Consider the following 13538-nt stretch of genomic DNA (forward strand, 5'->3'; position numbering starts at 1 on the left):
TCAAAAAAAGACTGATATTCATTCTTATTTACTTGAGTGCTTTGAAAATATGCAATTACACGAGTTGGTCAATACTATCGGCCAAGACCTTCAACGCCGTTATGGCGAGAAGGTTCACAAGCTGACGCTTCATGGTGGTTTCAGCTGCCCAAACCGAGACGGGACAATTGGCCGTGGAGGTTGCACGTTTTGTAACGTGGCTTCCTTTGCCGATGAACAAACTCAAATTCAAAGTATTGCTGACCAGCTAAAAGATCGTGCGGGTGAGATTGCTCGTGCCAAGAAGTACCTGGCTTACTTTCAGGCGTACACCAGCACTTATGCTGAGGTGCAAGTGCTCAAGAATATGTATGAAGAGGCGCTAAAAGCACCCGGTGCAGAGATCGTCGGCCTTTGTGTTGGTACGCGACCAGACTGTGTGCCTGATGCGGTGTTGGATCTGTTAGCGGGCTACGTTAAACAAGGCTATGAGATTTGGCTCGAGCTTGGCCTGCAAACCGCCAATGATAAAACCCTCAAGCGAATTAACCGCGGCCACGATTTTGCAGTGTATGAAACGATCACCCAACGCGCACGCGCTTTAGGTATCAAGGTGTGTACTCATCTGATTGTTGGCCTACCAAAAGAAACCAAAGCGGATAACCTTGAAACCTTAGACAAGGTATTAGCCGTTGGCACCGATGGTATTAAGCTGCACGGCCTTCATATAGTAGAGGGCAGTACCATGGCTAAGGCGTGGAAGGCAGGAAAGCTAGAAGCCCCAAGCCTCGAAGAGTACATCGATATCGCGAGTGAGATCATTCAACGCACGCCTGCGGACGTGGTTTATCACCGTGTTTCTTCAGCGGCGAGACGCCCAACCTTACTTTCTCCTTTATGGTGTGAGAACCGCTGGTTAGCGATGACTGAGATTGGCCGTTCGCTTGATAAAACTGGCGCACAAGGCATCAAAACTGGCTCTGCATTCGAGTACACACTGCCCGTTTTAAACGCAGTTAATTGATAGAAAATGGTGACTGTCGGTAACAGCAGATAAAACCAATAAATAGTGGTAACATTTCCCTAATAGATTTTATGGTATAGATTGAGAGTAAATGGAACTGGTAATGACTTGGTTGTGGGACAGGGCGTATGGCTACGGTATTTATATCGTTGTTGTATTGCTGATTGCTCTCATCTGCTGGCATCTCTATTCTCGTTATCAGTCGCATATCGAAACGCTTCTACTTGCTACCCCGTCGCCACTCTACTTTGTTGATGTTCGAAGTGGCGAAATACTCTATGCCAATCGCCAAGCCATGCAGTTGCTTGGTATCCGCCAAATCGGTGTTAATTTTCGCTTTCCTACTGTGGAAAGCGAGAACAGCTTTCGTCACTACTTAACCAACCACATCAACTCTCGAGCCTTCGAGCAGGTCTCCCTGTGGGCGCTTTCTGAATTTGAGTCGTTCAAGATCAACTTGATCGGTCGTAAGATCCATTTTAGAAATAAGCAGGCTTGGATGATTCACGCCTCACCTTATAAAAACACTAACGAAGAACTGTCCCAAGAAGTTCGAGAACTGAATGTTGCTCGTACCGCTTTGGATTCTTTGTCTGAGCTGATCTACGTGAAAGATCAGAAAGGTCAGTTAGTGACGAGTAATCGCTCGTTTAAAAAGTTTTGGCATGGTCGTGCTGAAGAGGGCACCCTGAGTGTTTCTGGTGGAGTATTAAAAGGTCGTGTAAGTGAACGCTCTTGGACTACAGATCAAGATGGAAAAAGCTGCTTGCTTGAAACCTACCAAAGTGTGCTGCTTTCCCAAGATGGAGAAACCATCGGCACGCTCTCTATTAGTCATGATGTGACCGATTGGCATGACATGCAGCAGAAACTGCGTGGCGAGATGGAGAAGCGAAAAGATACCGAAGTGGCACTTGCGCAGCGTGACACCATCTTGCAAAACATCCTGGAGGCCAGCCCAGACTCGATTGGTATCTTTAATGAAAACATGGTTTATCAAGCGTGTAATAAACCATTTGTGGCTGCGCTGGGTATCTCTGAAGTCAGTGACTTGATCGGTAAACGTTTACAAGATGTGGTGCCACATAGCATCTATACGCGAATATCAGAAACCGATCATCAAGTGCTTCATCAAAGTAAATCACTGCGTTATATCGACAAAGTGGTCTCAAGTGATGGAACATTTACTTGGTATGATGTAGTCAAATCACCGTTTAGAGATCCAGCATCGAGCACTAATGGTGTGTTGATCATGGCGCGTGATATTACAGAGCGTTATCTAGCAGAACAAAAGCTTGAAGAAGCCAACCTTGAACTTGAACGCCTCAGCTTTATGGATAGCCTGACTAAAGTGTCTAACCGACGTCGTTTCGATGAACAGCTCTCTACACTGTGGCATTATCATGTGCGTGAGAAGCTGCCACTGACGATCATGCTATGTGATATCGACTTCTTTAAAGGCTACAACGACTTTTACGGACACCAAAAAGGCGATGATGCTTTGATTCAGGTTTCTCAGGCATTTAAGCAGGTGTTGAATCGTTCATCTGATTGTGTGGCTCGTTATGGTGGTGAAGAGTTCGGCTTTATTCTGCCAAATACAACGACCGAAGGTGCTCAGCTGGTGGCGCAGCGTATTCATGATGAAGTCCTAAAATTGGAACTTGCGCATGAGAAGTCGACAGTCTCTGAATTCATCACGGTGAGTATTGGTATTATCTCTTACATTCCTACACCTGATGATGAAATGGAATCGGCTGTTGCCTTGGCTGATAGTGCGTTGTATCAAGCGAAATCAGACGGTCGCAACCGTTCAATGGTGCATCCATACTCAATTCGCTAACGCTATAAAATTGGCAATTTGATTATCCCCGGCTATTTTTGCTTAGTTAGTATTTGTATTGGTTAATTAACCTTCGAAATTACCGCTGAACACTTGCTGCGTGTGATGTAGCTAGCTTACCTCCCATCTTCAAACAGGGTAGAATGTTGCTAGTCTTATCGCATGGAGCGCTAAATGAAACCCATGAAAAATCTTGCCCAGTATTACGTGGATCTACTCGTAAAACTGGGGATTGTCCGCTTTTCTATCTTACTCGCCCTAGCGCTTGTTGCCCTCGCTGTTGTTGTGCAAGTCGGTATCACCCTTGCACTCAAAGGCAATGTTGATGACATCGACATTGTCCGTTCAGTTTTCTTCGGTTTAGTGATCACGCCTTGGGCGGTTTATTTTCTGTCAGTGGTCGTGGACCAGTTGGAAGAATCACGTCAAAGGTTAGCGAAATTGGTCTCTAAACTTGGCGACATGCGTGAGCGAGACCAAGAACTCAACAATAAAATGCAGCTCAATATCGAGAAGCTTAATCAAGAAATTGAAGAGCGTGAAAAAGCGGAAGAAGCGCGCGCAGAAGCAATGCAAGATCTCGAAAACGAGGTGTTCCAGCGCGAGCGTACTCAGCTTGAACTCGCAGAACGTACTGCACTGTTACGCTCGTTTATCGATGCCTCGCCTGACCTTATTTACTACCGTAATGAAGATGGTGTGTTCTCTGGTTGTAACCGTGCGGTTGAAGAGCTCACTGGTAAAACAGAAAAAGAGCTAGTTGGTTTAACTCCTTGGGATGTTTACAGTAAAGAGGTCGCTCAGCAAGTTGTTGAAACCGATAAGAAAGTATTTGCTGACAACCAAGCACTGACTTATGACCAATGGCTTGAATACCCAGATGGCCGCAAGAGTTACTTCGAACTGCGTAAAGTGCCTTTCTACAGCAAAGATGGTCGTCACTTGGGCTTGGTTGGTTTTGGCCGCGATATTACTGAACGTAAAGAGCATCAAGAGTCGTTAGAAAAAGCCAGCCGCGATAAGACCACCTTTATCTCAACTATTAGCCACGAGTTAAGAACGCCGCTCAACGGCATCATTGGCTTGAGCCGCATGCTGCTTGATAGCCAACTGACCACCGAACAGCGCAAGCAGATGCAAACCATCAAGGTGAGCGCGGTGACACTGGGTAATATCTTCAACGATATTATTGATATGGATAAGTTCGACCGCCGTAAGCTTGAACTCTTCCCTACGCCTATTAACTTTGAAGATTTCGTTGTCGAGATCGAAAGTATCTCTGCGTTGATGGCTGAGCAGAAAGGGTTAAGGTTCGATCTAGAAAGATTGTCTGATCTTCCAGCTGCTGTTGAGGTGGATGGTACTCGTCTTAGACAGGTACTGTGGAACCTTGTTAGTAACGCGATGAAGTTCACCAAAGATGGTGGAGTGGTGATGACAGTCAGCGCCGACATTGATGGTGACTTTGCCAACATTACGATGGAAGTGGAAGATACTGGTATTGGTATCCCTGAAAGTGAAATCGAGAAGATCTTCGCGATGTACTATCAGGTGAAATCGGGCACGGACAACTTGCACGCTGTCGGCACGGGTATTGGTCTCGCTGTCTCTCAACAGCTGATTAATATGATGGATGGCCACATTGAAGTCATCAGTGAAGAGGGCTTTGGCAGTACCTTTACGGTTTCGATTCGAGTTCCAGTGAATCACGATACTCAGGCTCTGATCAAAACGCCAAGAAAACAGTCGAATCTTAAGATCTTTATGGTCGAAGACATTGAACTCAATATCACAGTGGCTCGCTCTCTACTTGAAAGCCTTGGCCATGAAGTGACAGTCGTGATGACGGGTAAAGAGGCGCAAATTGCTTTCAATCCTGAAGACTATGATTTGGTGTTGTTGGATATCCAACTGCCAGATATGACGGGTTTCGATATTGCTCAATACTACCGCGAGAAATACAGCCAGCTACCGCCTTTGGTGGCGTTAACTGCGAACGTATTAAACAACAAGCAAGAGTACTTCCAGAAAGGCATGGACGAAGCGATCAGTAAACCTTTGTCGGTTCGAGCTATCCAAGATGTCATCAGTGAACTTATCGAAGATGCACCAGAGGTAATTGAGAAGGTAGCGGGCACCGATAAGGTTGAGAGCATTGATAAAGTCGACGCGAGTAAGCCTGTTCTTTCAGAAATTGATACCACTTTGCTTGATATTGATATGCTAGAGTCTTATGTTGATATTGTTGGACCGAAACCGGTTTTGGATAGCATCGCGATGTTCGAAGATATGATGCCGGAGTATATGGAAATATTGAACTCCAACATGGTCGCGAAAGATAAAGCCAGTATCGTTTCTGAGGCACATAAGATTAAAGGTGCTGCAGGTTCTATTGGTCTGAAACGCATCCAACAAGTTGCCCAGAAAGTTCAATCTCCAGATTTGCCTGCGTGGTGGGAGAACATTTCAGATTGGGTTGATGAGATAAATAACGAATACCAGAATGACATTGAAGTTTTAAAGAGTTGGTTAAATCAAAGGTAGAAGAATAATGAAAAAATTAGCATTCGCCGCATGTGTAGTGGCATTAGCGGGTTGTTCTGCGCCACAAGTAGAATGGCAGCAAGATAATCAAGTCGAAGTATCTGCAGCAACAGTTACCATGAAAAGCAACCTTTGGCACAACAAGATGCCAACGATTGGCGAGACTCAAGATAAGACCCTACATGGTGCTATCTACCTAGAGTCAGACTCACAACTGCCAGCAACGCTTGCGGTTGAAAGTGTTACGGTTAAACAGGGTGCAGACACCTTGTTGGTAACGGCTGACGATCTTGATTTAAGAACACACAGTGAAACTCAATGGGAAGTCGCGTTTGTATGGCAGCTAGAAATCGACAGTGACAAGCCTGTTGATGTGGCGGTGGAACTTAAAGATGGCGAAACCGTGAAGTGGTTAGTAGAGAAAGACGTTAAGGTGGATACGGTTTACTAAAATCTTATCCAATTAAGAACAATAAAAAAGGTAGAATGCGTTGGCATTCTCCCTTTTTAATAACTATTGATGACGCTTCTAGTGTTCAAAACACTTACTGGTGAGTAGTGCTAAATGGTAAGAGGCGCGAATCGAATTAGTCTTCTAGGTCACCACAAAAGCGGTAGCCTTCACCGTGAATCGTTGCGATGATTTCTGGCGTACCAGAAACAGATTCAAAGTGCTTACGAATACGACGGATTGTTACGTCTACAGTACGATCGTGTGGCTTAAGCTCACGGCCAGTCATCTTCTTAAGAAGGTCAGCACGTGTTTGGATCTTACCTGGGTTCTCACAGAAGTGAAGTAGAGCACGGAACTCTGAACGAGGTAGCTTGTAGCCTTCGCCATCTGGGCTAACCAGAGAACGACTGTTGATATCTAGTACCCAACCGTTGAACTCATACTTCTCAACGCTACGCTTCTCTTCTTGAACAGAGCTTGTGCTCATTGAACGGTTCAGAAGGTTGCGTGCACGGATAGTCAGTTCACGAGGGTTGAAAGGCTTAGTGATGTAGTCATCAGCGCCGATCTCTAGGCCAAGGATCTTATCAACTTCATTATCACGACCAGTTAAGAACATAAGCGCTACGTTTGCTTGCTCACGTAGTTCACGCGCAAGTAGTAGACCATTCTTACCTGGAAGGTTGATGTCCATAATTACAAGGTTAACTTGGTTGTCAGATAGCACTTGGTGCATCTCTTCACCGTCGCTAGCCTCAAAAACAGCATATCCCTCTGCTTCAAAAATACTCTTTAGAGTGTTACGAGTTACTTGCTCATCTTCAACGATAAGAATCTGCGGGGTTTGCATTTGGCGGTACCTAAATTTGTGACGAAACTGTGCTAATAGAATAAATTCTAGGCAAAAACATAACATACAGGTAATGTATTTTTGATGATAACTTAAAGTTTTCAAAAAAACACTTACTTCCAGCTATCTGCCTTCCTTGAAGTATTGCCCAATAACGTAGATCCAGTACGCCTTTCAATCATTCTGTTAGTGATTGCAGTGGATTCTATAATGTTAACAGCATGCTAACAACGCGAGAATGTTAATTCCATTCACTTTGTTGATTTACATCAATTGCCGTATCGCAACAAACTTTAATAGTATGGCTACAACTTAACCAATGTTATGGTGGTTATTTAGCAGCAAAACTAGAATGATTATTCGAGATGCTTCTCACATCTTGCCTGCTAAAGACCGGATTATGAACCAAGGAAGCTGAAAGCTGTCTTAAGAGTCTAGTAGATAAATATGCTCAATCAACCTTTATTGAGTAATAAATTGAGCATAGAACAATGAAAACAAAGGATTAATTTTAATAACATATAAAAGCATAGAGGCTAGCCTGACATAACCGGTAACGCCTTACTCACGGAGGATATATGCACGATATAACACCCGACTTGTGTGATGAGTTTGAAAGCGAAGTCACCCTACTGAACATGCCATTGCAGAACTTCGGCCAACGTGGTGCGTTCTTTGGAAAAATTGTAACAGTTCGTTGTTATCACGATAATTCCAAGGTTCGCGAGGTTTTAGAGACCGACGGCTGTGGCAAAGTGCTTGTCGTTGACGGAAATGGCTCATGCCAGAAGGCGCTGCTTGGCGATCAACTCGCTATTCTCGCGATAGAAAACGGTTGGGAAGGCGTGATTGTAAACGGTGCGGTGCGTGATGTAGGCATGATGTCGCAAATGGACCTTGGCGTTCAGGCGTTAGGTGCATCGCCATTCAAAACAGAGAAACGCGGTGTCGGCCAAGTGAATGTGACACTCTCTATACATAATCAACTGATTCAGCCTGGTGACTATATTTATGCCGATTGGAATGGCGTGTTAATTTCATCTGAGCTGTTAATTGAATCGTAACTGACTCAAATTGAATGCCGTTGATAGATTAGAACGGGGAATGGTTTGTGATGTACTAAAAGTTTGGATCTCAATCCGCACTAATCTGTTAATAAAGAACAAGCTAAAGAGACTAAAAGCGAAACCCTAGTCCCACTTCAACACCTTGCTGCCACTCTTCATAATCAAGGGTGGCATGCAAATCTAGGTTATCTGTTAGTTGCACTCGGCTGGAAACCTCTGCGGCTACCGATTTCTCATTGTCTTCGGTCTCGTCTTTATAGGTGTGTAGAGAACTGTTAAAAGAGACTCTTTCTGAGAACTGATAACTGACACCACTCAAGAATCCACTTTCCTGTTTCAGTGCCGCACTATTGATACGTGTACCGACGTAAAGATCCACATCTGAAAACAAGCTATAAGAGTAGCCACTGTCTATCTTCCAAGTATCGAAGCTTTCACTCGACGCGTTTTGTGTGGAGATAAAGAATTTATGAGAAGAACTATCGATCTGGCTGGGTAGTAGAGGCAAGCTATTCGCTGAACAAACAACAGGCATAGCAAAAGCCAAAAGAATAAGTAATCTCTTCATTTCCCACTCCTGATGTCATTATTATTGTTCTTCGAACGTTATCGTTCAATTAAAGCACAGAACTTGTACGTTCGCTGCACAATCGATATAGCATTTTGTTATGACTATATATGCAATTGATCACTCCTGCCTGTTCAATGAGTAAATCCAGTATCTTAAGTGAAGGTTTATACAGGGTGTTTTATCCCTTAAATGACGGTTTGCTCTGAAAAACGGTGCGAATGTAAAAAAAACGCAACTTTTCATTGACGTCCAGTGGTAAAAATTGATACACGTAGAGTAAAGCACAAGCAGAGAATTTGATATGCAGCACGTAAGCCACCTAGTAATGACCACAACCATTATTATTACCGACATTAACATTGTTGGGGCAGGCTGCTAAGTAACGGATTTTAAAAAAAAGGCCTGTATCCAACAAGATACAGGCCTTTTTTTGTACCATTTTTATGACTTATGGAGAAAGGGATGCGCGTTTTAAAGTTTGGAGGTTCATCATTAGCTGATGCAGATCGTTTTTTACGAGCGGCTGATATCATCGCTAATAATGCCCAGCAAGAAGAGCTAGCCGTTGTACTATCGGCTCCAGGAAAAACAACTAATAAGTTGGTCGCTGTTATTGAAGCTGCACTGAAAAATGGTGAAGCTGACGCACAGATTACAGAGATCGAATCTTCATTTAACACACTGTTTGCAGAGATCAAAGCGGTCGTGCCTTCTATCGATGGTGCCGCGTTTCAAGAGCAGGTGGATACCTCTCTTGCTCAGCTAAAGCAGTTCGTGAATGGCATCAACCTACTTGGTATGTGCCCGAACCACGTTAATGCTCGCATCATCAGTAAAGGTGAGCGAATCTCTATCCAGTTAATGAAAGCGGTACTGGAAGCGAAAGGCCAACCAGCAAGCCTGATTGACCCTGTCCAATACCTATACGCTAAAGGCGATCACCTTGAAGCTATGGTCGATGTGGATGTCTCTACTCAGAACTTCCAACAATCTCCACTTCCTAAAGGTCACGTTAACATCATGCCTGGCTTTACTGCGGGTAATGAAAAAGGTGAGCTAGTCACACTAGGTCGTAATGGTTCTGACTACTCAGCGGCTGTGTTAGCGGCGTGTCTACGTGCTGATTGCTGTGAAATCTGGACTGATGTCGATGGCGTTTACAACTGTGACCCACGCTTAGTTGATGATGCTCGTCTGCTCAAGTCTCTTAGCTACCAAGAGGCGATGGAGCTTTCTTACTTTGGTGCTTCGGTTCTACACCCGAAAACCATTGCTCCTATTGCGCAATTCCACATTCCTTGTCTGATCAAAAACAGCTTCAACCCACAAGGCGCAGGTACTTTGATTGGCCAAGACACTGGCGAAGATAACCTAGCAATCAAAGGTATTACGACGCTAAGTGACCTAACCATGGTTAACGTATCAGGCCCAGGCATGAAGGGCATGGTAGGTATGGCGAGTCGTGTATTCGGCGCGATGTCTTCTGCTGGCGTTTCTATTGTCCTTATTACTCAATCTTCTTCTGAGTACAGCATCAGCTTCTGTATTGAATCGGCTGATAAGGTGAAAGCGAAACAAGTGTTGTCAGACGCGTTTGAACTTGAACTTAAAGATGGCCTGTTAGAGCCGGTTGAGTTCATGGATGACGTTGCGATTGTAACGCTGGTGGGTGACGGTATGCGCACTTCACGTGGCGTAGCATCTCAGTTCTTCTCTTCTTTAGCTGAAGTGAACGTCAACATTGTTGCTATTGCTCAAGGTTCTTCAGAGCGCGCTATTTCAGCGGTTATCCCTGAAGACAAAATCTCTGAAGCAATCAAAGCGTGTCACGAGAACCTATTTAACTCTAAGCACTTCCTAGATGTATTCGTTGTGGGTGTCGGCGGTGTTGGTGGCGAGCTTGTTGACCAGATCCAACGTCAGCAAGGCAAACTGGCTGAAAAAGGCATCGTGATTCGCGTATGTGGTTTAGCAAACAGTAAAGGTTTGTTGCTAGACAGCGATGGTCTACCGTTAGAGCAGTGGCGTGACCGTATGTCGAGTGCGACTGAAAAGTTCAGCCTAGCGCGTTTAGCGGCTTTGGTTCAACGTAACCACATCATCAACCCAGTATTGGTTGATTGTACGTCTAGCGAAGGTATTGCGGCGCAGTACGCTGATTTCCTAGCGGCTGGTTTCCACGTAGTAACACCAAACAAGAAAGCAAACACAGCAAGCATGGCTTACTACCATCAGCTTCGTGAAGTTGCACGCAACTCACGTCGTAAGCTGATGTACGAGACAACAGTAGGTGCAGGTCTACCGGTCATCGAAAACCTACAGAACCTTATCTCTGCAGGTGATGAACTTGAGAAGTTCAACGGCATTCTTTCAGGTTCACTGTCTTACATCTTCGGCAAGCTTGATGAAGGTATGACACTGAGCCAGGCAACCAATATTGCAAAAGATAACGGCTTCACTGAACCGGATCCTCGAGATGATCTATCTGGTATGGATGTGGCGCGTAAGTTGCTTATTCTTGCTCGTGAAGCAGGCATGGCGCTTGAACTTGAAGATGTTGAAGTAGACCAAGCTCTGCCACCGGGTTTTGATGATTCAGGTACGGTTGAAGAGTTCATGGCTCGCCTACCAGAAGCGGATGCTTACTTCAAAGAGCAGTCAGCTATCGCAGCAGAAGAAGGTAAAGTACTTCGTTATGTGGGTGAAATCGCTGAAGGTAAGTGTAAGGTTCGTATCGCTGCTGTTGATGGCGACGACCCAATGTTCAAGATTAAAGATGGCGAGAACGCATTAGCATTCTACAGCCGTTACTACCAACCAATCCCTCTAGTACTGCGTGGCTACGGCGCGGGTACTGAAGTAACAGCTGCTGGCGTATTCTCTGATGTGATGCGTACTCTTGGTTGGAAATTAGGAGTTTAAGAATGAGTTCAAGTGATATGGATGTTGTCGTTTATGCTCCTGCATCAATCGGTAATGTCAGTGTAGGGTTTGATGTGCTGGGGGCCGCTGTGTCTCCAGTGGATGGCACGCTGCTAGGTGACCGAGTTATGGTTAAAGCCGGTGATGAACCATTCTCACTTAAAACTGCAGGCAGCTTTGTTTCTAAGCTGCCAACTGAAGCAAAAGAAAACATCGTTTACGACTGCTGGGTGGTGTTCTCGAGAGAGCTTGATAAAAAAGGCGTTACGCTAAAGCCTTTAGAAATGACACTAGAAAAGAACATGCCTATCGGTTCAGGTTTGGGTTCTAGTGCATGTTCAATCGTCGCGGCACTGGATGCGCTAAACCGTTTTCACGGTCAGCCCCTGAATGAAACTGAACTGCTTGCTCTGATGGGTGAAATGGAAGGCAAGATTTCAGGTGGTATCCACTACGATAACGTTGCGCCATGTTACCTTGGTGGTGTGCAGCTCATGCTTGAAGAGCTAGGCATCATCAGCCAAGAAGTACCGTGTTTTGACGACTGGTACTGGGTAATGGCTTATCCGGGTATTAAGGTTTCAACGGCTGAAGCGAGAGAGATCCTACCATCTCAATATCGTCGTCAGGATATTATTGCTCATGGTCGTCACTTAGCGGGCTTTATCCACGCGTGTCATTCAGGTCAACCTGAACTGGCGGCGAAGATGATCAAAGACGTGATCGCTGAACCATATCGTGAGAAACTGCTTCCAGGGTTTGCTGATGCTCGTAAATACGCGCTGTCAGCTGGGGCACTGGCTACTGGTATTTCTGGTAGTGGTCCAACTCTATTTAGCATTTGCAAAGAACAAGATGTCGCCGAGCGTGTTGCACGCTGGTTAGAACAAAATTACGTACAAAATGAAGAAGGATTCGTTCACGTTTGTCGCCTAGATAAGCAGGGTTCGATCGTTACAGGAAGTGAGTTATGAAACTGTACAACATCAAAGAAAATGATGAACAAGTCTCTTTTGGCCAAGCCGTTCGTCAAGGCTTAGGCCGTAATCAAGGTCTATTTTTCCCATCTGAACTGCCAAAGTTTGATGATATCGATGCGCTGCTAGCAGAGGACTTTGTCCCTCGTAGCTCAAAGATTCTGTCAGCATTGATTGGTGATGAATTACCAAAAGAACAGATCGACCAAATGGTGGATGCAGCGTTCCAATTCCCTGCACCAATCAACCAAGTAAAAGACGGCGTTTACGCGCTTGAGCTTTTCCACGGTCCAACACTGGCGTTTAAAGATTTCGGTGGCCGCTTTATGGCTCAATCTTTAGCAGCTGTTTCTGATGGTGGTCAAATCACTATCTTAACGGCAACATCAGGTGATACTGGTGCGGCGGTTGCGCATGCTTTCTACGGCATGGAAGACATCAATGTTGTGATTCTTTACCCGAAAGGCAAGATCAGCCCACTGCAAGAGAAGCTGTTCTGTACGCTTGGCAAGAACATCCACACTGTGGCGATTGATGGTGACTTTGATGCGTGTCAGGCTCTAGTTAAAGACTCATTTGATGACGCTGAACTGCGTAAAGAGATCGGTCTTAACTCGGCAAACTCGATCAACATCAGTCGTTTAATGGCTCAGATCTGTTACTACTTTGAGGCGGCTTCTCAGCTGACTAAAGAGCAACGTGAAAACCTCGTTATCTCTGTACCAAGTGGTAACTTTGGTAACCTAACGGCTGGTCTATTGGCTAAAGCGCTAGGTCTACCTGTTAAGCGTTTTATCGCAGCAACTAACGAAAATGACACTGTTCCTCGTTACCTAGAAACAGGTCAATGGGATCCAAAACCGACTGTTGCGACAACATCGAACGCGATGGACGTAAGCCAACCAAACAACTGGCCTCGTATCGAAGAGCTTTGCCAACTGAAAGGTTGGGGCTTAGATACACTAGGCAAAGGTAAAGTATCTGACGAGCAGAGCGCTGAGTCAGTTCGCGACCTAAAAGCACAAGGTTACCTATGTGAACCACATGGTGCGATTGCTTACCGTCTACTGGAAGAGCAACTGCAAGAGAACGAAACTGGCTTGTTCCTGTGTACAGCACACCCAGCGAAATTCAAAGAAGTGGTTGATGACATCCTAGGTTCTGATATCGAACTGCCTGGCCCGCTAGCAAAACACGCGGCGATGGAATTGTTGTCTGAAGATCTTGATAACGATTTTGAAGCGCTAAAAGCTGTGCTTCGTCGAGTTCAACCGTAACGTCCATTTGTTTTTCGAACAAATAAAAAC

Annotated in this window: 10 protein-coding genes, 1 pseudogene and 1 other annotated feature; of the genes and pseudogenes, 8 read left to right on the forward strand and 3 right to left on the reverse strand. The window is 45.1% G+C overall.

Going from position 1 to position 13538, the window contains the following annotated elements:
• The first annotated feature begins 49 nt into the window (after positions 1-49).
• The 4 genes from AB4323_RS06910 to AB4323_RS06925 all read left to right on the forward strand — a co-directional run bounded on the left by AB4323_RS06910 (position 50) and on the right by AB4323_RS06925 (position 5841).
• Positions 50-1003, forward strand: coding sequence for a TIGR01212 family radical SAM protein (locus tag AB4323_RS06910; RefSeq protein ID WP_372106033.1), 954 nt, complete (start codon positions 50-52; stop codon positions 1001-1003).
• Between the two features lie 91 nt (positions 1004-1094).
• Positions 1095-2846 (forward strand): diguanylate cyclase domain-containing protein, encoded by a 1752-nt coding sequence (locus tag AB4323_RS06915; protein ID WP_372106035.1) that lies wholly within the window; start codon positions 1095-1097, stop codon positions 2844-2846.
• Between the two features lie 174 nt (positions 2847-3020).
• Positions 3021-5390 carry an aerobic respiration two-component sensor histidine kinase ArcB gene (gene arcB, locus AB4323_RS06920; protein WP_372151994.1) on the forward strand — a complete coding sequence of 790 codons (2370 nt, stop codon included), beginning with the start codon at positions 3021-3023 and terminating at the stop codon, positions 5388-5390.
• A 7-nt stretch (positions 5391-5397) separates the two neighbouring features.
• A complete protein-coding gene (locus AB4323_RS06925; RefSeq protein WP_017062884.1) occupies positions 5398-5841 on the forward strand; it encodes a hypothetical protein in 444 nt (147 codons plus the stop codon).
• A 136-nt stretch (positions 5842-5977) separates the two neighbouring features.
• Here the strand turns inward: AB4323_RS06925 and arcA are convergent, their stop codons facing one another.
• Both arcA and AB4323_RS06935 read right to left on the reverse strand, forming a co-directional pair.
• Positions 5978-6694, reverse strand: coding sequence for a two-component system response regulator ArcA (gene arcA, locus AB4323_RS06930; RefSeq protein WP_004741534.1), 717 nt, complete (start codon positions 6692-6694; stop codon positions 5978-5980).
• A 429-nt stretch (positions 6695-7123) separates the two neighbouring features.
• A pseudogene (locus AB4323_RS06935) lies at positions 7124-7225 on the reverse strand (ribonuclease activity regulator protein RraA); the annotation flags it as partial.
• 47 nt (positions 7226-7272) lie between these two features.
• On the opposite strand from AB4323_RS06935, the gene AB4323_RS06940 reads away from it, so the two are divergent.
• The gene (locus tag AB4323_RS06940; protein WP_017059310.1) at positions 7273-7758 is read left to right on the forward strand and encodes a putative 4-hydroxy-4-methyl-2-oxoglutarate aldolase; all 486 of its coding nucleotides are present in this window, start codon (positions 7273-7275) and stop codon (positions 7756-7758) included.
• A gap of 112 nt (positions 7759-7870) precedes the next feature.
• On the opposite strand, the gene AB4323_RS06945 is transcribed toward AB4323_RS06940, so the two are convergent.
• Positions 7871-8329, reverse strand: coding sequence for a hypothetical protein (locus tag AB4323_RS06945; protein WP_017070076.1), 459 nt, complete (start codon positions 8327-8329; stop codon positions 7871-7873).
• Positions 8330-8646: 317 nt separating this feature from the next.
• Positions 8647-8765, forward strand: a sequence feature (Thr leader region).
• 29 nt (positions 8766-8794) lie between these two features.
• On the opposite strand from AB4323_RS06945, the gene thrA reads away from it, so the two are divergent.
• Genes thrA through thrC form a run of 3 tightly spaced genes read left to right on the forward strand, consistent with a single transcriptional unit; the run spans position 8795 to position 13508 of the window.
• Positions 8795-11254 carry a bifunctional aspartate kinase/homoserine dehydrogenase I gene (thrA, locus tag AB4323_RS06950; RefSeq protein WP_372151996.1) on the forward strand — a complete coding sequence of 820 codons (2460 nt, stop codon included), beginning with the start codon at positions 8795-8797 and terminating at the stop codon, positions 11252-11254.
• Between the two features lie 17 nt (positions 11255-11271).
• Complete coding sequence (gene thrB, locus AB4323_RS06955) at positions 11272-12228, forward strand: homoserine kinase (RefSeq protein WP_032545653.1); 957 nt, start codon at positions 11272-11274, stop codon at positions 12226-12228.
• A complete protein-coding gene (gene thrC, locus AB4323_RS06960) occupies positions 12225-13508 on the forward strand; it encodes a threonine synthase (RefSeq protein WP_017059314.1) in 1284 nt (427 codons plus the stop codon). The genes thrB and thrC overlap by 4 nt, the downstream gene beginning before the upstream one ends.
• Positions 13509-13538: the final 30 nt, after the last annotated feature.

This window comes from Vibrio sp. 10N.261.52.C11, assembly GCF_041471405.1.
In the GTDB taxonomy this organism is placed as follows: Bacteria; Pseudomonadota; Gammaproteobacteria; order Enterobacterales; family Vibrionaceae; genus Vibrio; species Vibrio crassostreae_C.

Coding starts and splice junctions, on each gene's coding strand:
- AB4323_RS06910 (WP_372106033.1), top strand. CDS start 50: ATGCAATTACACGAGTTGGTCAATACTATCGGCCAAGACCTTCAACGC.
- AB4323_RS06915 (WP_372106035.1), top strand. CDS start 1,095: ATGGAACTGGTAATGACTTGGTTGTGGGACAGGGCGTATGGCTACGGT.
- arcB (WP_372151994.1), top strand. CDS start 3,021: ATGAAACCCATGAAAAATCTTGCCCAGTATTACGTGGATCTACTCGTA.
- AB4323_RS06925 (WP_017062884.1), top strand. CDS start 5,398: ATGAAAAAATTAGCATTCGCCGCATGTGTAGTGGCATTAGCGGGTTGT.
- arcA (WP_004741534.1), bottom strand. CDS start 6,694: ATGCAAACCCCGCAGATTCTTATCGTTGAAGATGAGCAAGTAACTCGT.
- AB4323_RS06940 (WP_017059310.1), top strand. CDS start 7,273: ATGCACGATATAACACCCGACTTGTGTGATGAGTTTGAAAGCGAAGTC.
- AB4323_RS06945 (WP_017070076.1), bottom strand. CDS start 8,329: ATGAAGAGATTACTTATTCTTTTGGCTTTTGCTATGCCTGTTGTTTGT.
- thrA (WP_372151996.1), top strand. CDS start 8,795: ATGCGCGTTTTAAAGTTTGGAGGTTCATCATTAGCTGATGCAGATCGT.
- thrB (WP_032545653.1), top strand. CDS start 11,272: ATGGATGTTGTCGTTTATGCTCCTGCATCAATCGGTAATGTCAGTGTA.
- thrC (WP_017059314.1), top strand. CDS start 12,225: ATGAAACTGTACAACATCAAAGAAAATGATGAACAAGTCTCTTTTGGC.